We start from the raw sequence: 21,794 nt of genomic DNA on the forward strand, positions 1-21,794 counted from the left end.
CCGGCCGGTGCAACGATTGCGCGATGTTCCAGCCACTGGCGACGACGTGCGGCCGTGGCGGCCAGCGCCTGCCAGTCGCCGCCGCTGTCGAGCATCGCCAGATAACGGCCTGCGAGCGCGCCGAGCGCATTCGCGCTGCGCGCGGTCAGGACGAGCGGAGACGGCAGCGCTTCAGTCGGCTCGGGCGCGGCCGTCGACGCCTCGTTTGCAGCCGGCGCCTCGGTCAGCACGACGTGTGCGTTCGTTCCGCCGAAGCCGAACGAGTTGACGCCGACCGTCAGCGGCGCGTCGCCCGCGTCGAGCGGCATGTAGCGATCGACGACGCGCAGACGCCCGCCGTCGAAATCGATGCCAGGATTGGGCGTCACGAAGTGCAGCGAGCGCGGTACCGCACGATGCTTCAGGCACAGCACGGCCTTCAGCAGCCCGGCCATGCCGGATGCCGTTTCGAGATGGCCGATGTTGGTCTTTACCGAACCGATGAGCAGCGGACGATCCGCCGGGCGCCCGCCCGACACGACGTCGATCAGCGCACGCGCTTCGATCGGATCGCCGACCGCGGTGCCGGTGCCGTGCGCTTCGAGATACGCCAGCGATTGCGGATCGATGCCCGCGCGCGCGTACACGCTGCGCAGCAGCGACGCCTGGGCGGCCGCGCCCGGCACGCTGATGCCGCCCGGCGAATGGCCGACCGAATTCACGCCGGAGCCGGCGATCACCGCATGGATCGTATCGCCGTCGGCGAGCGCGCGATCGAGCGGCTTGAGCAGCACGAATGCGCCGCCTTCCGAGCGGACATAGCCGTCGCCGGTCGCATCGAACGCGCGGCAACGGCCGCGCGGCGACAGCATCGACGCCTTGGAGAAGCTGACGAAACCGAACGGGTGCAGCAGCAAGTTGACGCCGCCAGCGAGCGCCACGTCGGCTTCGCCGGACTGCAGCACCTTGACGGCCTGGTGAAGCGCGACGAGCGACGACGAACAGGCCGTGTCGACGGACATGCTCGGGCCGCGCAGGTCGAACAGGTAGGACACGCGGTTCGACGCGATGCTCAGGGTGTTGCCGGTCGCCGAATACGGATCGATCACGTTCAGATCGTCCATGTTGCGGTTGCCGTAATCCATGCTGGCGGCACCGACGAATACGCCGCAATTGCTGCCGCGCATGTCGGCCGGGCGTACGCCCGCGTCCTCGAATGCTTCCCATGCGAGTTCGAGCAGCAGGCGCTGCTGGGGGTCCATCTGGGCCGCTTCGCGCGGGGAGATGCCGAAGAACGCGGCATCGAAGCCGGCGACGTTGTCGACGACGCCGGCCGAGAACGTGTAGCTCTTGCCCGGCTCGCGCTTGGACGGGTGCTGGTAGAAATCGGTGCCGAAGCGGTCGGCGGGGATTTCGGTTACTGCGTCGCGTTCGTCGCGCAGCAGTTGCCAGAAGTCGCCGAGATTGTTCGCGCTTCCTGGAAACCGACAAGCCACCCCAATTATTGCAATCTTACTGTTCATCTTTTATGTCGCTTTCTCGGATGCGCACGGCTGTTCCGTACGATTTCCGTCGTCTTGTACCACACGCAGAAGTACCGAACCGAGCTCCTCGGCGGCCAGATTCTGGCATTGCGCCGCAACTGTGCCGTAATTTCGCCAAATGAAGTAGTCGCTGAGTTGTGGAGAAACACCCAGCTTATGGAACACATGAGACAGAGCGGGAACGTGGTCGCCATAAAAACAAACAACCGTTTCACGATCGCTGGCGCGCAAATAATCAAGCAAGTGCCCAATCATTGAATCGGCGTTTTCAATATGGCGCAGGTACGCAGTCAGATCACTCCAGGCCGCGTCCTCGCCGAGAGTATGCCTTGAAGACGATTCCCCAGGCAAAACCTGCTCCAGATGAAGCGGGCCATGATTTTCCATCGTCATCGCAAACACGAAACGCGGCTGCGCACCCCCTCGCTCCAGTTCCGCGATGATCGCCTCCGCCACCGCGTAATCGCCGACATAGGCACCGACACGATCCGTCTCGCTGAAATGCCGGATATCAAGAAATCGCTCGAACCCCAACAACGGAAATGCCCTGTCCCGGCCGAAAAAATCAGCATGGTACGGATGGATCGCCGCGGTCATATAGCCTGCTCGCTGGAACCACGACGCGAGGGATGAGCACGCGCGCCGCACAAATGCGTATGGATAGAAGCGCGCATAGCCGAGATCCTCGGCCGGCAGGCCCGTCAGCACCGCGAACTCGGTGCGCATCGTGTTCGCGCCCCATGCGGGCACCGTCAATGCGCCGGACAGTATCGATTCGCCGCGTGCCTCGTCGAACCGGGTATAAGCCGCCGCATGAATCGCGCCGCTCGCGCGCCGAGCATCGAAATACGATTCGCTCTGGATCACGATCACGTCCGGACCGCCCGCCTTGCCGCCGCTCGCGAACGGCCCGGCGGCGAGCGCACGCCGCAGTTGCTCCGGCGTGCGCCGACGCAACCCGTTCAGCAGATACGCGACAAATGTCGCGAAAAAACCGTGACGCGCCTGGTCCGTAACGGGATCGAGCGACAGATCGAGCATCGTCGCCAGGCGGCGGCCGAGCGCGAAGCAGAGACAGGCTGCAACAGTCGCGGCGAGTCGCATCGCACCGGGCACCGCGTGATCGGCGACATAGCCGAACGCGAGCACGCACGCCCCTACGACAATGCCAAGCAGATTCTTTCCGCCCAGGAATGGGAGATAGAGACGCGGATGAGCGAACAACTGGCTGAACAGGCTCAGGTCCGTGAACACGAACGGCTCGCGCAGCGTCGCGAATTTTGCGTTGCTGACCACGATCATCAGCGCATCAAGTCCGACCGTGACGAGCGCACTGAATCCGGGCCGCCCGCTCACCGCCAGCAGGCCGAAGAACAAACAGGCAAACGCGACGCCATGCAGCCCCCACGCCGCCCCGGTTCGCGCGGAGCGATCGAACGGCCGCGCACGGCCATCCGCGAGCAGCGACAGCACGAGGGACGCAGTCAACGCGACCGCGCCGTTCAGCATCAACGTCACTCCGCCCGTCTCCTCGGCGCATACGACAAGCCGCCCAGAATCAAATCCGCCAGCGCCGGAGGCAACAGCGTGAGCAATTTCAATCCCCACACCAGCGGGCCGGGAAACGCGATTTCCGCACGGCGTCGATCCAGCCGGCGGCGAATGAAACGCGCCGCGCGCTCCGGTGACCACATCAATCGCTTGTGCCCCGGAAAGGCATCACTCATCGATGTCTTGACAAACCCCGGCAGCACCACCGACATTTGAATCCCCTGGCGCTTCAGCAACGGCCGCACCGAATCTCCGTAAGCCTTCAGCGCCGCCTTGCTCGCGCAGTAGGCGGGGGAGATCGCCATGCCGCGCAGCGCGGCGATCGAACTGACGAGCACGATATGCCCGCTGCCGCGCCCACGCATCCAGCGTTGCGCGGGCAGCACGACGTTCATCGCACCGTAGAAATTGGTCTCCATCACCAGTTCGGTCCGGGCCGCATCCTCCCAATCTTGTGCGGACGCGATCGTGCTCGCGGCCCCCGCGTTGGCAATCAGTAAATCGACCGGATACGCATGGTCGAATGCCTGCATCCATTGCTCGATCTCCAGAGCGGCGCGCACATCCAACTGCCCGGTCACCACCTGTGCGCCCAGCAGCCGGCAATGCTCGGCGCTTGCCTCGAGGCGGGCGCCATCCCGCCCGATCAGGCCCAGCACCACACCCGGCTCCGCGTAGGCCACCGCAAGCGCGCGCCCGATCCCGCCGCTCGCACCCGTGATCACGATGTGTCTAGTACGTGCCGTCATGCGACGCCTCCTCGATGCGCTCGGCCGCCTGCCCGACCGCCATCTCAATACCCGACTTCGTGTAAAAGTCTCCGTTGATCTGAGTACGCTTGATGATGTAATTCAGGAATGCCCAATAGACACCCATGTCCGGAGGCAAGGCTTCGCACCAGAATCGCTCGAGCCCATGCTGCCAAGTGAGGCGCTCGATATCGTAGATCGCCTCGCCCAGCGCGATCAGCGGCCGGCCGTGATGCAGAGCGGAGAGGCCGACCGTGCTGTTGACGACGATCACGCCACGCGCGTGCTCGAGCAAGGTCGGGAGATGCCCCGCCTCCAGGAAACGCAGGCGCGCGTCGACACCTAGCACGCGCGCGCGCGCGCGCGCATACTGGCGATAGTCGATGAGTCCCGTGTCGAGCGGGTGATTCTTGATCAGCAGCAATGTCTGCGCGGGCGCGTGCTGCGCGAACGACTCGATGACCTCATCGATTACGTTTCGAATCCCGTCGAACGGCGAATGCACCACGATCTGGGAATCCGAGCCAAGTTGTAGCGGGAACAGGTAATACGGCACGCGCGCCGCCAGCACCTCGGCGGTCACGCGCTCCGCCTGCCGCTTGTGCAGCGCCTGACGAGCAAAACGATTCGCGAGCCCCGCATACTCGACGAATCCGTTGCGCGGTCGATGGCTCCGGTAATGCGGATAACGACGCGCCTGCAGCGCGTTCGCCAATCGGTAACGGATGTCATGCCACGCGCGCTCGCCCAACGAATAACCGGTCGACTGCGCGACGGTGCCGCTCGGGTTCTCGCGGTACGTCTCCAGGTACCAGTCGGGATCCCGGGGCAGGATCGAACGACCGTTCACCCCGTACTGTTCGAGCGTCAACCAATGCGGCCGCACATAGCCTTCCTCGAACACATGCACGCGCACGCCCGGCATGTCGTGCACGGGCTGATGAATCGGCCGGCAATCACCAAACAGGACAACATCCTCGCAAGCGTGCTCGCGCAGTTGATGGACGTACCAGGCACGCAGCTCCGACAAGGGCACACGACAGTCGATCGACTCCGCTTTGCCGGCATACAGACGATCGCCGCCGCAGAAATTGACGCGCACGATCCGATGGCCGCGCGTACGCATCGCGGCGGCAAGGCGCGCGAAGAACGGAGAAGCCGTACCCTGCAAAAAGAAAAAAGTGCGCGTCATGGAAATTGAAAAAAGCAGCAGACCCGAATCGGATCCGGAACGACCCATCCTTCCCGTCTACCAGCCCTTGCGCAAACGAATCCTCATCCTGCGAATCAACCAGGACTCGCCGTGCCACCACTGCCGATATGCATACCGGTCCGGACCTGACGCGCCTGTCCGGGTACCGGCGACTTCGGTTGCATAGTCGCCCAGCAACCGGGCAAGCGCCGGACAAGCAGCGATATCGATCCGATCCTGGTATTTCGACAATTCGGTCGGTACGTCCGCGTCGAATCCGCTGAAGTGGAAGAACATGAGCCGCTCGCCGTTAACGAGCCATGCGCCGTCCGGCGATTCGCTCAGATCCCGCTCATGCAGGTTCCAGTAACCGACATTCGCGCCCGGATGACGCCACACCGTGCAGGTTGGAAACAGCGCCGGCGCGAGATCCAGCCAACGCTGGTCGCCAGAGGTGCCGTTCCTGGGTTCGTTCTTGCCGTAATCCAGCACGCTCGCCCCCCACCACGCCAGGAACTCATGGCCGGCGGGCACGTTCCGCACGCCGACATAGCCCGCGTTGAATACCCCGCCCCGCAACAGCGTCAAGACGTGGGGGCGCCGCCCATCGTGAGGGAACGGCCGCAGGTAGTGGGGCGTCAGCAGTACATCACCGCCCGCGAACGCGGTATCCAATGCATCCACAGGCGCGTAGAAGCGGATATCGGCATCGACGTAATGCGCGTACCGAATTCCCGCTTCGTCCAGCATCGCCTCCAGCACATAAGGCTTCAGCGCGAAGCACACCTCGGACGGTGTATAGCGGCTGACGAGCCGCTCGATCACGGCCGGCGCGACATGCGCCTCCGCCGGCACGATCTCGAGGTCTCCCTCGACACGCGCCGCCCGTTCGCCACCCACCACGAAAATCCGCTTGCGAATCGGCTCGCTCGACCGAATGCCAGCCATCGTCAGTCGCGCCAACGGCAGATGGCTGTTCGTCGCAATCGAGACGAATGCAGTCTTGGCGTCAGCAACACGCGTCATAGCCCGAGATATCCCGCGGTCGGCACCAGACGCGCCCAGTTCAGGTACACGCCAAGTTCGCGATCGTCGGTCTCGCCGAAATCGCGCGGACATATCATTCGTTTCGATTCCAGCGTGATCTTGACGAGGCCGTGGCTATCGACCAGGTCAGCCGACACGACGGCGAACAGACTCATGAAGCTGGTGCTGTCTTCACCGCGCGAAAACGACAAATCCGTCGAGACGGGTACACCATTGGCGAACACCTTCAGGTCACCGAGATCTTCCGGCACCCAGGCGGCGAGGCGCGCGCAAAACACCGACGCGCCACGCCACGGTGCAAGAAACCCGAGCCACGCACTCTTCGTGCTCGACCAGCAATATCCCGTCCCGTCCTCGCGTGGTTCCGGCGTGTGCCAACCGCCCCCGACGAAGCCCGAGCGGAAATCAATATGCGATTTGAAGTACCCGGGATTCGGCACCAGCGGCGCGTCGTCGCCAACTTCCGTCTCGTCCCTGCGCCGCGCGCGCTCGTAGAGGATCTCGTCGAATTCGGTCAACCACGCTAGACGCTCGCGGCCGCTCGCAGACAGTTCCGGCGTCGGACTCCTGGACGGCGCCGCATTGTGGAACGCGCCCGTATCGAGCGGCACCCCGAGCTTCTTCGACAATCGGGAAAGCGCCGCTTCGTAGTTCTCGACCAGACCGACGAACCACGCGTGCTCGAGCGCCGCCTCGGCGTTGCACAGGATGTCCGCATTCCGGTACCGCTGCCGCAGCAATTGACGATCGAACCAGCGGTCCTTCGTCTCGAAGTAGTCGACCGGGCTCCACATGCCCAGATAGCGGGCCTGGAAATTCAGCAACTCGTATTCCGCCACCGGGCTGAACAGAAACTCCTCATACGAGGTTTCACACATCTGCTTCGGCCACGGCAGAACCGACTGCCGCTGCAGATGCATGAAATGCGAGAACGCACGCGCCTGCGGTTCGCGCAGGAACGTGATCATCCGATAGACCCTATCGCTCATCGCCATCGGCAGCATCGCCAGATGGCCGCACAACAGGCGATACGAACCGAGACGCTCGCGGGAGTCGCGCAGATAGTCGTCGGCGAACCAATACCCGTTGTGGCAGTCAGTCTCGAATACGCGTTCAAGCGTATGGCGCACCGAGGTCCCAGCGGTCTTCGGGATGTGATTGAAGTAGAGCGGCTCACGATCCGTCGAGCCCAGCCATTCCCGGATCATTTCGCGTAGAAGGTATTGAGGATAGGGATCAGGAATCGATCACGCTTGATGACCGCGTAACCGGCCGTCCAGCCGAGCAAGCTCAAACGCTGCCGGAACTGCTTGCGGTAACCGGGTGAAATCATCCAGCGCAAGACCCAGAAGGCACCGAGCCCTTTCGATTTCTCGACGAAGCGTCCAAGCCCGAAAGTCTCGTTGTGCACGAGCGAGAAATAGGCGCGCGCGATATCTTCGTTCGGCCGCTGAATCAAGTCACGCCAGATCACCTGCGCGGGTTGCTGATAATCCGACGCGCCGATGGCGTCGATCGCCAGATGGGCGGCATGCTCGCGCGCGACGTCGAGGACACGCCTCTGGAATGTGGACGTGAAGGATTCGAAGACCGCGTTCTCCTCGGCATTCACCAGCTTGCGCGCTCGAACTCGAGTCCCCTCTCGCTCGTAGCCCGTCACGCTGCCCGAGGCCGAGTTGGTCAGCATTTCGATCGGCGAGACGAACTCCAGAAGCTCTCGCGCAGCCTTCGAATCGCGGCGGTTGAGGTCCGGGCCGAACGCATGCTTCGAGACGTTGGGTGGCTGTTGATTGAGCGTCTTGCTGAGCCCCAGGTAAAAACCCTCGAACTGCGTGTCCGGCAGCATGCACGCGACGTTATCCTGAATCGTGCCACGCCAGCCGATATCGATCACCGCGCACCGGTCGACTTGCGCATCGAGCCCCTTGCCGGCGCAATACGCGAGGAACGTGGCGCGCCGCTCGCTTAGCAGCGCTTCCGCAGGCGAGCGGAATGCGCTGTCGGCCAGCAACGCCTGCATGCGGGCATCCTGCCAGGGATACTGGATCGGCGTGTCGAGTGGCATTCCATGGCGCTCGAAATGCGACTGGAAAGTTCCGACCGGCAGGTCGAGCGTTCGCAGCAACGCACGTGGCGACTGGGTGCTGTACAGGTTCCAGATCCGCATCAACTCCTCTGCGGACAGATTCGCGATCGACGGGCCGAAGGTCGCGATCCGGCTCACCTCGAGCAATTCGCCCTTGGGCAGGCGATCGGCATACCCGGATCGAGCCCGTAGCGCCTCGTAGATCTCAAGGAAAAACTCGCCTTCGCGGGTAAAGAAGTACACCCGCTCGAGCCGCTTGCTGACGATGGCTTCCTGAACGCGCAGCATGAAGCCGATAAACAACGGAGCGACCCGTTCCGCAATGGATTCGGGACCACTGCGAACCGGCAGATCCGTACGATTCAACGTGCGCAGGGTTTTGTCTCGCTCGTGGAACCGATGTTCGCGCGCGCCGCGCGCCGCATGCTCGTCGGCCGGCAGATAATGATGCGCATCGATTCCAAACGACGTCGGCATCGTGACATCGGAATGCTGATTGTCACCCCAGTGGCTGATGCTCCCCGCGTCGACCGCCTCGGCGCGCAATACATGCTCAAACAGGCGCCCGGAACGTTTGTTGAGCCGCGCGTCGCACGACACATAGCCGTCATCGAAGTAACGGGCGAGCCCCACCGATTCCAGCAATTCCAGCAGTTGTGCCTTCCCCATGTAGAAATCCGACACGAAGATCCGGCGTGTCGCACCATCGCTGGCGAACTGCGCCTCGATCGAGGGATCGGCGTAGATCGTGGATTTCTCGTGGTCGATCTCCTCGCGCACCAGCCGCTCGACGAGATAAGCGGGCACGCGCGCGGGATCGACCACGACTTTCTCGACCCAGCGGGTGAAGACATCCTGGATCGCATATTCGTCATCGAAGCCGTCACGCCGTGCTTCCTCGCCGATGGCACGCTCGGCCAGCTGGCGAAAATGGAAAAGGATCCAGGGATCTCGCAGATGCGGCTTGATGTTGTCGTCGAGCAGCAGTGCGAGCATGCGTGCGATATGCACCTTCACCGCGTCCGGATGGCAGCGGCGACGAATGACGGTGTCCCAGATGTCATAGCTGGCGATGTGAGCAGACATGCTTGTATCCGTGATTAATCCTTGTTCCGACATCAAACCGACCTGAAGGACGAGAGGAAACGCTTCAGCGCAGTCGGCTTGCGCGAATTGCGATGTGCCTGCCGCACGACTTCCCGATAGTCCCTGGACGTCGAGTTCAGAAACGGCGTAGCAACGATCGGCGCGGAGCGATACGTCGGTTCGATACTGACCGCCGCGAACCCGTCGCGCAGCGGCTTCTCGCTGATTTCCTGGACGGCCTGCAGGAACTGGCGCATGCCCATCTCCAACGGCCGATCCGCCATGAACGCGCTTGCCGCGCGCCCCATCTCGGCACGGCGCGGCTCATCGCGCAACAGCGTCAACAGCCCCTCGGCCAACGATTCGGGGTTCTGGTCGCACAGCAGGGACGCGTTTTCCGGCAGGTCATACAGCGTGTTCTCACGATGCAGCTCGACGACCGGCAGGCCCGCCGCCATCATTTCGAACGGAATGCGGGATGGATTGGATGAGCTGATGCAGAAGCCGACCGCGCTTCGGTTGTACAGCGCGTTGCATTCGTGCAGGTCGAGCAGGCCCAGGTCGGTATGCTCGAACCAGACATTGGTGCGCGAACGGGAACCGTACAGGTAGATCTTCACGTCGGGCATCACGTGCTTGACGATGCCGAGTGTCTCGATCCCGAGATTCGCGCCGCGTCGCGGTTTTTCCGGCTGGCAAATGAAGCAGATCGCGAGTTCCTTCTCGACGTTGCTCAGGGGCCGGTAGATCGACGTATCCGCGCAGAAATCAAAGTGCGCACCCTGAATGCTGAAGCGCTCGTTGAGTTCGTGGCGCAGCCAGCGGCCGATCGTCACGGGCGAGAGGCCATATCGATACGAGTTCTCAGCCATCAGATAGGTGTCGCCCATCGGATTGAAGGCGGCTTCCCAGTCCTGGACGAAGTAAAGCTTGCGGCAAGCGAAGCCCAGATCGCGGACCACCTTGGCGCTGTACCACACCGTGGCAAACACGATATCGCACGGTTCGATCTCGCCCCAGCCAACCCGGACATCGGCAAATCGATAGCCGAAAACATTCCAGACGTGGTCCGACGGCGACGTCCGCGCCCCCATGCCATCGTTGTTCTCCAGGTAAATGACTGTCCGATAGCCATGCGCCTGCAGATATTCCGCATTCTGGAGAATAGTACGATGCCCGCCCGACCCCTCAATCAGCGAGGGAACCAACCATGCTACTGTTTTCATTGATATTTGCCCATGCAACACTTGAAACGGCTCCGCCGACTCGCGCGGCCATCGCGAGCAACAAAGTCATCTACACCGGTCATTCACTTTTCTGAATGACCGACAATCCGCATCCATCAAGATACGGGTAATCGCCAGCTCGGCCCCCGTCGACAAAACTGTTCAAGGACAGCGCGGTCACCCCCTGACGCGCGCACCATTCGTTGACCGCACGTTGCACCCCGCCGTCATTCGAGCGATCCAGCGATGCGGCATAGCTCGAGACATCGTGCAACACGATCAACCCGCCGCGGGTCAGGCGGCCATACCAGAGATCCAGTTCGCGGAGCGTGTGCGCATATTGGTGACTCGAGTCGATGAACACCAGTTGCGGCGCGCCGCCGAGATACGCTTCCGCCGCGACGGCCTGTGCGGGATCTGCAGAATCCGCGATCGTCAGCTTCGTGTGCGGCATCAATCCAGCCCGGCGCATCCAGTTCTTCGTATACGCGGTCACTTCGGGATCGATGTCGATCGAATACAGACCGTTTCGCACACCCATCCGCCGCAACAGGAAGCTCAACAACAGGGTCGAGTAGCCAACGTAATGCCCACACTGGACGATCCTCGACAAGCCATTACCCGAGATCAACCCGAACAACAGCGACAGCGGCGGCACATTGGCTTCGCCGGTGCTTTCATAGCGTTTTTCCGTGTCGTCGAACCAGTCTTCGAGCACGGACCATTCGTCCGGCGACAGGAAGTCATAGATCAGCGGGACATAGTCGGTGCATCCGACACGATGCCACCAATAGCGATTGTGGGAACGCTCGGCAAAGCGCCTGGACCTCGCGTGCGCACTCAGGTCAGCGAGCTGTCGTGACGGCGTGAAGCCACAGGCGCGCAGCACCCGGGTCCAGGGCCGCTCATTAAGTTCGGCCACCCGCGCCTCCGCGTCGGCGAGCCGGTAACGCAATCCCGCCTCACGCTCGCGCCCGCCCTCGACGAGACGCCACGCCCACGCACTCTCACCCGCCTGCTCCGCCAGCGAAGCATCGCGCATCGAGATCTCACGGCCCATTTCCTGCATCGCGGCCCAACGTTCGTCGATCAGGGTGGCCTGCGCCTTCAGCGCCTCGTCCTTCCGCGTGCTTAGTTGCCGCGCAAGCGACAACTCCAGCGCCACGTTGCCGTGTTGCGCTTCGGTCGTTCGATGCGCGTCGCGCGCTGCGTCGAGCGCCACAAGTACCTGCGTGTGGACGATCTGAGACTGCGCCAACGCCGCGCGCAAACCATCGAGTTCGGCTTGCCGCAATGCTTGCTGCGCCCGCTGCTCGGCGACGACGCCCTCGAGGCGCGCCACATCGGTATGGCGTTCCTCAATCAACGCACCTTGCCGTTGCAACGCACCGACCTGCTCATCGAGTTGGGCCACCAGCACGGCGAGCTGCTCCTGCAATCCGCGGATCTCGTCGTCCCGTTGCGCCTGTTCGATACGAAGCCCGTCCACCTTTGCCGTATGTGCGGCCTGCTGCTCGGCGATCACGCTTTCGAGGCGCGCCACGTCGGCATTGCGCCCCTCGAGCAACGCACCCTGCCGTTGCAACGCGTCGGCTTGGTCGTTGCGTTGGGCCGCCAGCGCGGCAAGCTCCTCCCGTAGCGCGCCGATCTCGTCATCCCGACGTGCCTGTTCGATGCGCAGCCCGTCCACTTCCGCCGCGTACGCGGCTTGCTGATCGAGGCGATCCGACAGATCCGCGATCGTCCGCACGTTGATCGCATCGATGCGTGCGGCGTGGTCCAACTGGCTTGCCGCCTCCGCATGCGCGGCGTCGAGCCGCTCCAGTTCAGCGCGCGCCACCTGTAGATCGTGCCCGGCCTGCTGATACGCGTCCTGGAGGTGCGCAAGTGCGAGATCGCGCGTCTGAATCGGTTCGGCGCGCGCGTGCGCGGCGCGCCAGCTCGCAGCGAGTCCGTCCACGCGCGTCGCATCCTCGCCGCCGTGCGCCGCCGTGCCGAAACACACCGTGATGAACTTGTTCTCCGCATCGACCTGCGCCTGGCAAGGCAGTCCTCCTAGGCGCTCTGCAAGCACCGGAACGGTGTCCGGTGTCACGAAGAAATAGTGCTCCGGATAAACGTACGCGCTGTGCAGCAGCGGCAGTTGCAAGATCAGGCTGCCATCTTCGCGCATCAGGCGCGCACAGCGCGATAGCAATTGAAGCGGATCGACGAGATGCTCGAGCACGTGCCACAGGATGATCACGCGCGGCCTCACGCCTTCTGCTTCCAGGCGATCGAGTAACGCATGTCCCGACTCATGGCGCAATACGGACTCGTCCAGATCGAAATAGGTACGCGCCAGTTGCACAAGTTGCGCCGACGGCTCGCACCCCAACGCCCGATAGCCATGGTCGAGCAACGCACGCAGTAACCCCCCGCGCCCGGAGCCGATCTCGACCAACAGGTCTTCCGCGGCAGGCGCGCCGAACTGTGCCCGCATCAACTCGACCATCCGCTTCAGATCACCGCGCAGCGCCGCCATGCTCTCGGCCGTGCAGTCGGACCAGAAGGCCTCGTGGAACGCGACCTGCTGATCGATGGCGCGCTCATGGTCGCTGGCACCCGCTTGCGCGGTTTCCGGCACGTGTGCAAAGCATTCGATGCATTGCCAGATTCGCGTGCTGTTACCTTCCGCATCCGGCAAAAGCAGCGCACCCGAGAGCCGCGCCCCCCCGCACAACGGGCAACTCCCGCGGAATTCAGCATCGATTTCGCGCAAATCTGTCGCGTTGGCAGCGGTGATTGTGGTCATATCGTCACCCTTGAATCGCAGCATCTGCACTCTGGTAGAAATCGTAGGCATCGCTCATTTGTTCGAATCGGTTCATGCGTCCGTCCGTCAGCACCAGAGCCTCGTCGCAATAGGTCTGCACGAGATGCGGATCGTGCGACACAATGACGAGGGCACGATCACGCCGCTTCACGAACAGCTCGTGCCTGCATTTCTCGTGGAAACGACTGTCCCCAACCGCGATCACTTCATCGATGAGGAAGCAATCGAACTCGATCGCCATCGAGATCGCGAACGCCAGCCGGGCGCGCATCCCGCTTGAGTAGGTCTTGAGGGGCTCCCGCAGATAGGCACCGATCTCGGTGAAATCCTCGATAAACGGCATGATCGAGAACGGATCCACACCATAAATACGCGAGACGAACTTCACGTTATCCACGCCGGTTAGGCTACCCTGGAAAGCGCCCGTGAACGCCAACGGCCAGGACACCGTCATCTGGCGGTCGATCGATCCGGAGGTGGGAGGCTCCGTGCCACCGACGATGCGCAGCAGCGTCGACTTGCCGGAACCATTGCGCCCCAGCACGCCATACCGGCAGCCCTTCTGAATATCGAAGTCGACTCCCTTCAACACCGTGCGGGGCCCGCTCCGGGTGTGATACACACGGCGAATATCGCGCAATGAGATCATTCGAATTCAACCTTCTTGCCAACCACGCTCACCAGCATCAACCCGATCAGCATCACGACAAGGCATGACACGGTCATGTAGGCAACGCTGTAGTGGACATGAACCGCGCTGCCAAAGAAACCTCCGCGCAACATCTCGACGCCGTGCACGGTCGGGATCAGAAGAATGTACTGGCGGGCGGACATCGGCAGCCAGTCGACCATGAACACGGCACCCGACAGCGGAAACATCAGATAGGCGACGGTATGCCACAGGCGTTCGGCCGTCTCGCTCCGCTCGCTGAGCCCCCCCACCGCCAGCCCCAGCGACGTGCCGAACCAGGCCAGGAACAGCCAGCCCTGCACCACCATGGCGATGTCGGCCGGCGGCTGCATCAGACCGAACGAAATGAAAACGATCGAAATAATCGTCGCCGACGCGGTGGTACCGGCCAATTCGAGAATGATCCGGGCGAGGAACAGATCGATGACGCGCACGTTGCGGTGGAACAGCAGCCCCAGATTGGGCGTGATGGCCAGCGCGCACCGGTTGGCGCAGTTCCGCCAAAGCAGGACCGACGAGTAGCCGCTGACGGCGAACGCGGTGATCGGCAGGTTCGAGCCGTGCACTGCCTTGGTCAAGGTCCAGAGCGTCGTCACACCCAGCGTAAACAGCATCGGTTCGAGAAACACCCACAGAAAACCGATGTTGTGACGACCATAGCGCGTCAGCACTTCACGCATCAACAGCGCGCCCAGCACGCGCCCCTGGATGCGCAGCGAACGCAGGAGTGAGGCGCGCGGCCGGCCGCTCATTGAAGGCGAATCAATCATGGTGCTCGCGGACACCCGCCAACAGCAGGCTCAGGATGCCCCACGCGATCATGCCGAGGACGAATACGACGACGATCGAACGGAGACGTTTGGGCTCGATCGCGATGTCGGGCAAATTAGGCTGCACCAACCGCTCCAGGTAGAGCTGCTTGCGGTCGGCTTCGTTGCGTGCATTCTCGAGCGCGGCCATGGCAGACGCGAGTTGGCGCTCGGCAAAGGTCTGTTCGAGTTGCAGCATCGCGTATTGCGATGCCTTGCCCGACAGCGACGACTTCCCGCTCGACACGTTCGCGACGCTCTGGCCAATCGAGTCGCGCAACGACTTGATGCGCAACTCCAGCGCGGGAATCTGCGGGTTCTTCGGGGTCAGCGTGCGCAACTGCTGCAGTTGCGCCTCGGCTTCCTGCAGCGCATTCTGCAGGCCAGTGACCTGCTGCAATTGCAGAAGCGACTGCCGTTCGGGATCGAACACGGTCGCGGAATCGCGATATTTCGACAATGCGGCGGCAGCGCTCTTCGCACGCTGCTCGGCCGCGGCTTCCTCGCGCTGGGCCGAGCCGATCAGATCGCGCCGCGCGCGCTCGTTGAGCTTGTTGACGAGCCCTTCGCTCATTTCCAGCAGCGATTCCGCGATATGGTTTGCCTCCTCGGCCGAGTACGCGCGCACCTGCAGCGTCGTGATCGACGACGCCGTGTCGTAGTCCACTTGGACGTGACGCTGGTAATACTTGTATAAGGCTTCGAAACTGCGATCGCGATCGAGCCCCGGAAAACGATTGAAAAAGTCGGCTCTCGATGCACCGAATGCACTCACGAGATAATCCGATTTATTCAACTCGGCGAGTGCATCGCGCGACAGGATGAAATCGTGCACCGCATAAGTATCGTCCTGCGCGCGACTGAATCCCGTGCCCTGCAACAAGGCCGAAAACAACGACGACGACTGCTGCCGCTCAGGGCTGCGAACAATGAAACGCGCTTCCGAAACGTAAACGTCCGAAGCAATTCCCCCGTAATAGACCGTGCTCGCGAGTGTCGGAATAACAACCGCCAAGACGAACAGCGGCGACAATCGCCGCACACGCGCGATGAGACGCGAAACGATACCGTTATTCGGGAGTCCAACCTCCCCCTGACGCAGCATATTCAAAGCCAATTGTTCCCAAAATAATCGGACAAAACGCGCGATCAAACAGCGCGCGTAGCGAGCCGACCGATTCCGCGCTCCGCTGAACGGGCCACGCCCCTGACCGCCCGCGACTCCGCATCGGGACCGGACGGAAAGATTGAACTGCGAATGGATCGCAGCCCGCTTACTTGAATGACTGGACCCCTGTCACAACCGGGTAGGCCACCGAGAACACCAGATTCAATACCTTCTGGATTTCGGTAATCGGTGCATTGGACACGTAAAGCAGATCCTTGTTGTCCATCATGAAGCTTTGCGCCACGAAGAAAGCATTAGGATCCCGAAGATTGATGCGATACACAACCGGCACCTTGCCATCCACCGTGGTGCGCACCGGCTGTGCGGGCCACTTCAGAGCATCCGCGCTTTCCAGACGGAACACGAACACGCCCTGTGCGTCGGAGCGCGTGTCCTGCAGCCCGCCCGCCCGCGCCAACGCTTGCGCCAGCGTGATGCCCTGCGCTTCGAAATTGATCTCTTCGTTCTTGCCCGTCGCACCCAGCGCCGTAAAGCTGTACGGCTGAAACAGCGCAGTCACGACATCGCCCGCCCGCAGCGAAATGTTCTGGTGAGGATCGCGAATTACCGTCTGCAACGGCAGTGATGCGACCGTATTGCCTCGCGTCACCTGGATGGTGATCTTGTCGACCGGCTGGCGCACGCCGCCGGCATTCGCTAGCGCATCGAGCACGCGCTCGCCCCGCGCCGTCAGTTGCATCCGGTTGCTGCTCGCGACATCGCCCACGACCGTCACATACGACGTGACATTTCGCGACAACTTGACCAATACCTGAGGGTCATGCGCAATGCCCCGCAGACGCGCGGCAATATCGCCCTGCAATTGCGTCAGCGTGCGCCCCGAGGCGCGAACTTCACCGGCAAAAGGAATCGTAATGTTGCCGTCGGCACCAACAGTCTGATCCGGCAGGACCGTCACGCGCGAACTGCTGACCGCCTGACGGGGATCTGTTTGCGACGCATTGAACAACAGTGCCGGGGGGGCCTCCCAGATCGACACTTCGATCGCATCGCCCACGCCCAGTTGCTGCTGAAACGCCGAGCCACCGCCCAATACCGCGGCGAAATCGCCCCGCTCCCGCTCAGCAAACAGCTTGCGCGCAACGTCGTCCGTCACGTCGACAATCTGAATGCCCGACTGATTGGCCGGCTCGGCCGCATCATGAATCTGCGCCCGGCTGGGCCCCGAGGTCGGAATCGCACCGCACCCGGCAAGCCCGATTCCCAACCCGGCCAGCATTACCCAACCCAACCCAAATCGCACGCGCAGCATTATTTTGAAAGAAAATTGACGTTTCGAAACACTTTATATTGTCGCATGACGCGCGTTGAAATAAAATGTGGCTCACAAAAAAACCACGCCTGGTCCATCATTTGAGGGGCTTGGTTCTCCTCTGACGTGCTCCATGCCTGCGTCGAAAATCCTGCTGGACGTAACTCGCCTCTTGACACGCCTCTCGCAAGGCCTCCATCCCACCGGAGTTGACCGAGTCGGTCTCGCCTATATCGAGCGTTATGGGCAACATGCACATGCTGTGTTGAGCGAAAGCGGACTTTCTGTCGTGCTGACGGAGAAAGATTCTCAGAAACTGTTTAACCGCGTGCTGTCATCAAAATGCAATCGCACTGAGATAGCGCACTGGATCGCACGCGCGCTGATGACGCGCGTGCCCGCCTCCACCATGACCGGCTCGGTGTTGCTGCATACCAGCCACAACGGCATGGAGTATGCCCGCTACTATCGAAGCATGGCCAGGCGGCGAGCGCGCGCCGTATTCATGGTGCACGACCTGATTCCGCTTACCCACGCGGAATACTGTCGGCCGGGCGTCGACGCGACACATCGGAACCGTATCCATACGGCCCTGACCCGGGCCGACGGCCTGATCGCGAACTCCGAGGCAACCCTGAACTCGTTGCGCGCGGAAGCCGAGCAGGCCGGACTCCGCCTACCGCCGACCGTGGTCGCACGCCTCGCACCGGCAGTCCTGCCCAGCGCCACTGGCCCAGCGCCGCTCGCGTCGCCCTATTTCGTGATGCTAGGCACGATCGAGCCGCGCAAGAATCATTGGTTCATCCTGCATGTCTGGCGACAGCTCGTCGAGCTGCACGGCGAACGAGCACCCAAGCTCGTCATCATCGGCCGCCGTGGCTGGGAATGCGAAAACATCGTCGACATGCTTGAGCGCTGCCACGCCATTCGCGGCGCCGTCATCGAGGACAGCCAGTGCCCGGACGAGCGCCTGCAGGCGTGGCTGCGGCATGCACGCGCACTGCTGTTTCCATCGTTCACCGAAGGCTACGGGATGCCGCTCGTCGAGGCCCTCACGCTCGGCGTGCCGGTACTCGCCAGCGACCTGCCCGTATTTCAGGAAATCGCCGGTGACATTCCCGACTATCTCGATCCGCTCGACGGTCCCGGCTGGCGGTCGCGCATCCTGGCTTACGCCGACACACCCAGCCCGGAGCGCGCACAGCAGCTCGTCCGCATCGCGGGCTTCTCGCCGCCGACCTGGCAAGATCACTTCGAACACGTCGACCGCTTCCTCGGCGCGCTGCCAGCATGAGCGCCCACGCCGCCCCGTCGCTGCGGCGCTGGCCCAACGGCATCCTGCCCGGCGCGTCGACATCCGCACTGTCGCAATTCGTCGCGCCCGGCTCGATGCCGGATGCGCACACATGGATCAACTGCATCGCCCGCGTGCTCGCGACCGCACCACCGGATGACGCACCGACGAAAAGTGCCTCGCGCATGACGCGCTTTCGCGATCTTCGCGCGCTCGACCCCGCGTACACACCCGCACGCGTCCCACCCGCATTGCTCGAGGCGCGCACGCGCGAGCGCATCCTGGTGATCGGCGGGGACGCGGGCTCGGGCGGCGAACGGTCGGTGCGAGCCGGTAGCGCACTTCTGGAACGCGTACTGGCGGAGGCGCGACAAGCCCATCCGAACGCGGAATTCTGGTTCTCTCGCGGCGGCGAAGCGACGCGCCCCGGCCTGCCCACGCGCCTGCGGCGCGCACTGGGCAATTCGAGCGCGCGCCTCATCGGCCGGGACTACTCGCTCTGCCTGTCGCTGCCGTACGTCGACCGCGTCTATACCGTTTCGGCACCGGAAGGCATCCACGCGCTGCTGTGCGGCGTCCCGGTTCATGTCTTCGGCACGCCTTGTTACGCAGGCTGGGGACTGACCGAGGACCACGTGCCACAGCCACCTCGCCACGGCAGCCCAACGCTTGCCGCCTTGTTCGAGGCACTGTTCGTTCAATTGTCCGAGCACCTGGATCCCGTCACGCTGACTCGCAGCTCGCTCGACGCGCTGCTCGACGCCCTTGACATCCATCGCGCGACGATGGCGCGCTTCGCCGACATAGAACGCGTTGCCGGCGTGCGCTTCCAGATATGGAAACGCCCGTTCGCCACGCCCTATCTCGCTGCAGGCGGCAGCCGGCTGCGCTGGGCGGAAGAGGCCAGCCGCGTGCGCGCGGGAGAGCACGCCGCATTCTGGGGCGCACGTGATGCTGCCCACCTGCCTCCGGACACTCGCGTGCTCCGCATCGAGGACGGCTTCCTGCATTCGTGCGGCCTGGGCTCGGACATGAACGCGCCCTACAGTCAGGTAATCGATCGCCGAGGCCTGTACTTCGATCCGAGTCGTCCGAGCGACCTGACCGTAATCCTCAACGAAGCAGTGTTCGAGGAGACCGAATTGCGGCGCGCATGCGCGCTGCGCCTCACGATTGCAGACCTCGGCATCACCAAGTACAACCTGGGCCGCCGCCGTCCGTGCTGGCGCGCGCCCGCAGGACGACGCGTGATCCTAGTGCCGGGTCAGGTCGCGGACGACGCGTCGATCCGCTTCGGCACGCGCGGAATCCAGACCGCCGAGACCTTGCTGCATGAGGTACGCGCGCGCCACCCCGACGCATTCATTGTCTACAGGCCGCACCCGGACGTCCTGTCCGGCAACCGACAGGGCCTTGTCGACGCCGCTCACCTGGCCGACCGGGTCGACCTCGATGCCGATCTGATCTCGCTGATCGAAGCCACCGACGAAGTCCACACGTTGTCCTCGCTATCCGGCTTCGACGCGCTGCTGCGTGGCAAATCCGTACATACCTACGGATTACCGTTCTATGCCGGCTGGGGTCTCACCCATGACGCACTCGAGCAACCCTGGCGCCAGCGCTCGCTGTCACTCGATATGCTGGTCGCCGGCGTACTGCTGCGCTATCCGGTCTACTGGGACTGGGCGCTCGGACTCTTCACCACGCCAGAAGCCATCGTCATGCGGCTCGCGCCGCGCGCATCGCGGCCGCTGGAAAAGATCCAAGGCCGACATTCGCGCTTCCCGCTCAAGCTCGCGCGCTGGTGCAGGAACGCTGCGAAGCATGCGCAGTGGCATTACCGGGAAGTCCGGGCCGCGCGCGACGACTCATGTTGACACGCGTCACAATCCACTCCGCTTGCCCGACTCCTTTCCAAGGCTCCGTCGCACCCCTCCGCGATAGACGAATCGCTATTCGAAAAGCCATGGAAAGTCTTTGCCCCTTGACAGAGGAAACCTCGGCGCACAGCCGGGCCTGCAACTCCATCACCACCGCGCAGAGCACTGGATCGTCGTGAAGGGCACTGCAATGGTCACGAACGGCGACAAGGAAATCATGCTGACCGAAAACCAGTCGACCTACATTCCGCTCGGCGCGACCCACCGGTTGACGAACCCAGGCAAGATCCCGCTCGAACTGATCGAAGTCCAGTCGGGCGCATATCTCGGCGAAGACGACATCGTCCGCTTCGAAGACACGTACGGCCGCGCAGCGAAGTAAACACGGCAACTTCCGGGTCACGCGCCGCGACTTGCGTCGATCCTAGGCACCAGGCGGGCAGCACGCACTCGCGTCCTGCCCGTTTTTCATTACGTCAAGCAATGTCAGCAGGTTGCCCGCCCCGCACAGGTCAGGTTATAAAAGCGCCACCCACCCGGTGCATGCGCCGCCCTTTCTACTCTTGACTTCGGAGAACGCATGATCGATCTCGCCACAGCCCAGCAATTCCTGATGACCCGCGGTCTCGACTTCGGCCTCAACCTCCTCGCCGCGATCGTGTTGTGGTTCATCGGCCGCTGGGCGATCCGTATCGGCGCGCGCCTGCTCGGCAAGGTCGTCCGCCGCAGCGGCAAGGTTGACCCGACGCTGACCGACTACCTGACCTCCGTCGTCAGCGTGCTGCTGACGGTCCTGCTGATCCTCGCTATCCTGCAGATCTTCGGCGTGCAGACGACCTCGTTCGCCGCCCTGCTCGCCGGCCTTGGCCTCGCAATCGGTACCGCCTGGGGCGGCCTGCTCGCGCATTTCGCCGCAGGCGTGTTCATGCAGGTGCTGCGCCCGTTCAAGATCGGCGACGTGATCAATGCGGGTGGCGTCACGGGCACGGTCAAGGAGCTCGGCCTGTTCGGCACGACGATCATCACGCCCGACAACATCGTGACGATCGTCGGCAACAACAAGATCTTCTCGGACAACATCGCCAACTACAGCGCAACGTCGTATCGTCGCGTCGACCTGACCGCGAAGATCGCGAACGGCGTCGATGCAGTCGACGCGATCAACCGCCTGAAGTCGTCGGTCCAGCAGATCCCGAACGTGCTGACCACCCCGGCGCCGGACGTCGGCGTGCTGCAGTTCACGCCGGAAGGCCCGCTGCTGTTCGTGCGCCCGTCCACAGCACCCGAAAACTACTGGCAGGTGTACTGCGACACCAACCGCGTGATCATCGAGACGTTCCGCGACGCGCAATACCCGACGCCCGAAACCCCGATCTCGCATCGCAACGCGTAACGGCGGCACCG

At 63.0% G+C, this 21,794-nt stretch carries 16 protein-coding genes and 1 pseudogene; 4 read left to right on the top strand and 13 right to left on the bottom strand.

From position 1 onward, the window contains the following. From G3N99_RS10360 to G3N99_RS10420, 13 genes are all read right to left on the bottom strand, one after another. Positions 1 to 1,502 (bottom strand): polyketide synthase (locus tag G3N99_RS10360; RefSeq protein ID WP_206122333.1); only part of this gene is annotated, 1,502 nt, incomplete at its 3' end. A 3-nt stretch (positions 1,503 to 1,505) separates the two neighbouring features. Then, positions 1,506 to 3,032: an LTA synthase family protein gene (locus G3N99_RS10365; protein WP_206122349.1), complete on the bottom strand. Its 1,527-nt coding sequence runs from the start codon at positions 3,030 to 3,032 to the stop codon at positions 1,506 to 1,508. Between the two features lie 5 nt (positions 3,033 to 3,037). Next, a complete protein-coding gene (locus G3N99_RS10370) occupies positions 3,038 to 3,823 on the bottom strand; it encodes an SDR family NAD(P)-dependent oxidoreductase (protein ID WP_206122334.1) in 786 nt (261 codons plus the stop codon). After that, the gene (locus G3N99_RS10375) at positions 3,807 to 5,015 is read right to left on the bottom strand and encodes a capsular biosynthesis protein (RefSeq protein ID WP_206122350.1); all 1,209 of its coding nucleotides are present in this window, start codon (positions 5,013 to 5,015) and stop codon (positions 3,807 to 3,809) included. The genes G3N99_RS10370 and G3N99_RS10375 overlap by 17 nt, the downstream gene beginning before the upstream one ends. A 57-nt stretch (positions 5,016 to 5,072) precedes the next feature. Continuing rightward, entirely contained in the window at positions 5,073 to 6,041 is a 969-nt protein-coding gene (locus G3N99_RS10380) for a hypothetical protein (protein WP_206122335.1), read from the bottom strand. After that, positions 6,038 to 7,270 (bottom strand): sulfotransferase family 2 domain-containing protein, encoded by a 1,233-nt coding sequence (locus G3N99_RS10385; RefSeq protein WP_206122336.1) that lies wholly within the window; start codon positions 7,268 to 7,270, stop codon positions 6,038 to 6,040. Before G3N99_RS10385 ends, G3N99_RS10380 begins: the two co-directional genes overlap by 4 nt. Next, entirely contained in the window at positions 7,267 to 9,234 is a 1,968-nt protein-coding gene (locus tag G3N99_RS10390; protein WP_206122337.1) for a hypothetical protein, read from the bottom strand. The genes G3N99_RS10385 and G3N99_RS10390 overlap by 4 nt, the downstream gene beginning before the upstream one ends. Before the next feature lie 32 nt (positions 9,235 to 9,266). Continuing rightward, positions 9,267 to 10,460 (bottom strand): glycosyltransferase family 4 protein, encoded by a 1,194-nt coding sequence (locus G3N99_RS10395; protein ID WP_206122338.1) that lies wholly within the window; start codon positions 10,458 to 10,460, stop codon positions 9,267 to 9,269. A gap of 79 nt (positions 10,461 to 10,539) precedes the next feature. Further along, positions 10,540 to 13,278 (bottom strand): class I SAM-dependent methyltransferase, encoded by a 2,739-nt coding sequence (locus G3N99_RS10400; RefSeq protein ID WP_206122339.1) that lies wholly within the window; start codon positions 13,276 to 13,278, stop codon positions 10,540 to 10,542. Beyond that, positions 13,259 to 13,924, bottom strand: coding sequence for an ABC transporter ATP-binding protein (locus G3N99_RS10405; RefSeq protein WP_206122340.1), 666 nt, complete (start codon positions 13,922 to 13,924; stop codon positions 13,259 to 13,261). The genes G3N99_RS10400 and G3N99_RS10405 overlap by 20 nt, the downstream gene beginning before the upstream one ends. Next, entirely contained in the window at positions 13,921 to 14,736 is an 816-nt protein-coding gene (locus G3N99_RS10410; protein WP_241011575.1) for an ABC transporter permease, read from the bottom strand. Before G3N99_RS10410 ends, G3N99_RS10405 begins: the two co-directional genes overlap by 4 nt. After that, entirely contained in the window at positions 14,729 to 15,928 is a 1,200-nt protein-coding gene (locus G3N99_RS10415) for a hypothetical protein (RefSeq protein WP_241011576.1), read from the bottom strand. Before G3N99_RS10415 ends, G3N99_RS10410 begins: the two co-directional genes overlap by 8 nt. 121 nt (positions 15,929 to 16,049) lie before the next feature. Continuing rightward, positions 16,050 to 17,183 (bottom strand): polysaccharide biosynthesis/export family protein, encoded by a 1,134-nt coding sequence (locus G3N99_RS10420; RefSeq protein ID WP_241011577.1) that lies wholly within the window; start codon positions 17,181 to 17,183, stop codon positions 16,050 to 16,052. A gap of 166 nt (positions 17,184 to 17,349) precedes the next feature. Between G3N99_RS10420 and G3N99_RS10425 the strand changes: the two genes are divergently transcribed. The 4 genes and pseudogenes from G3N99_RS10425 (at position 17,350) to G3N99_RS10440 (ending at position 21,783) form a co-directional block, all read left to right on the top strand. After that, entirely contained in the window at positions 17,350 to 18,510 is a 1,161-nt protein-coding gene (locus tag G3N99_RS10425) for a glycosyltransferase family 1 protein (protein WP_206122342.1), read from the top strand. Then, entirely contained in the window at positions 18,507 to 20,387 is a 1,881-nt protein-coding gene (locus tag G3N99_RS10430) for a capsular biosynthesis protein (RefSeq protein ID WP_206122343.1), read from the top strand. The genes G3N99_RS10425 and G3N99_RS10430 overlap by 4 nt, the downstream gene beginning before the upstream one ends. A gap of 124 nt (positions 20,388 to 20,511) precedes the next feature. Then, positions 20,512 to 20,772 (top strand): annotated as a pseudogene (locus G3N99_RS10435) (cupin domain-containing protein); the annotation flags it as partial. A 198-nt stretch (positions 20,773 to 20,970) separates the two neighbouring features. Beyond that, positions 20,971 to 21,783: a mechanosensitive ion channel family protein gene (locus G3N99_RS10440; protein ID WP_174984160.1), complete on the top strand. Its 813-nt coding sequence runs from the start codon at positions 20,971 to 20,973 to the stop codon at positions 21,781 to 21,783. Positions 21,784 to 21,794: the final 11 nt, after the last annotated feature.

Origin of the sequence: Burkholderia sp. Ac-20392 (assembly GCF_017104585.1) — a bacterium.
Taxonomy (GTDB): domain Bacteria; phylum Pseudomonadota; class Gammaproteobacteria; order Burkholderiales; family Burkholderiaceae; genus Burkholderia; species Burkholderia lata.

What these genes read in the sequence shown, in the direction of transcription:
- G3N99_RS10420 (WP_241011577.1), bottom strand. Translation starts at nt 17,183, where the DNA reads ATGCTGGCCGGGTTGGGAATCGGGCTTGCCGGGTGCGGTGCGATTCCG.
- G3N99_RS10370 (WP_206122334.1), bottom strand. Translation starts at nt 3,823, where the DNA reads ATGACGGCACGTACTAGACACATCGTGATCACGGGTGCGAGCGGCGGG.
- G3N99_RS10430 (WP_206122343.1), top strand. Translation starts at nt 18,507, where the DNA reads ATGAGCGCCCACGCCGCCCCGTCGCTGCGGCGCTGGCCCAACGGCATC.
- G3N99_RS10440 (WP_174984160.1), top strand. Translation starts at nt 20,971, where the DNA reads ATGATCGATCTCGCCACAGCCCAGCAATTCCTGATGACCCGCGGTCTC.
- G3N99_RS10395 (WP_206122338.1), bottom strand. Translation starts at nt 10,460, where the DNA reads ATGAAAACAGTAGCATGGTTGGTTCCCTCGCTGATTGAGGGGTCGGGC.
- G3N99_RS10390 (WP_206122337.1), bottom strand. Translation starts at nt 9,234, where the DNA reads ATGTCTGCTCACATCGCCAGCTATGACATCTGGGACACCGTCATTCGT.
- G3N99_RS10385 (WP_206122336.1), bottom strand. Translation starts at nt 7,270, where the DNA reads ATGATCCGGGAATGGCTGGGCTCGACGGATCGTGAGCCGCTCTACTTC.
- G3N99_RS10365 (WP_206122349.1), bottom strand. Translation starts at nt 3,032, where the DNA reads ATGCTGAACGGCGCGGTCGCGTTGACTGCGTCCCTCGTGCTGTCGCTG.
- G3N99_RS10400 (WP_206122339.1), bottom strand. Translation starts at nt 13,278, where the DNA reads ATGCTGCGATTCAAGGGTGACGATATGACCACAATCACCGCTGCCAAC.
- G3N99_RS10425 (WP_206122342.1), top strand. Translation starts at nt 17,350, where the DNA reads ATGCCTGCGTCGAAAATCCTGCTGGACGTAACTCGCCTCTTGACACGC.
- G3N99_RS10410 (WP_241011575.1), bottom strand. Translation starts at nt 14,736, where the DNA reads ATGATTGATTCGCCTTCAATGAGCGGCCGGCCGCGCGCCTCACTCCTG.
- G3N99_RS10375 (WP_206122350.1), bottom strand. Translation starts at nt 5,015, where the DNA reads ATGACGCGCACTTTTTTCTTTTTGCAGGGTACGGCTTCTCCGTTCTTC.
- G3N99_RS10380 (WP_206122335.1), bottom strand. Translation starts at nt 6,041, where the DNA reads ATGACGCGTGTTGCTGACGCCAAGACTGCATTCGTCTCGATTGCGACG.
- G3N99_RS10405 (WP_206122340.1), bottom strand. Translation starts at nt 13,924, where the DNA reads ATGATCTCATTGCGCGATATTCGCCGTGTGTATCACACCCGGAGCGGG.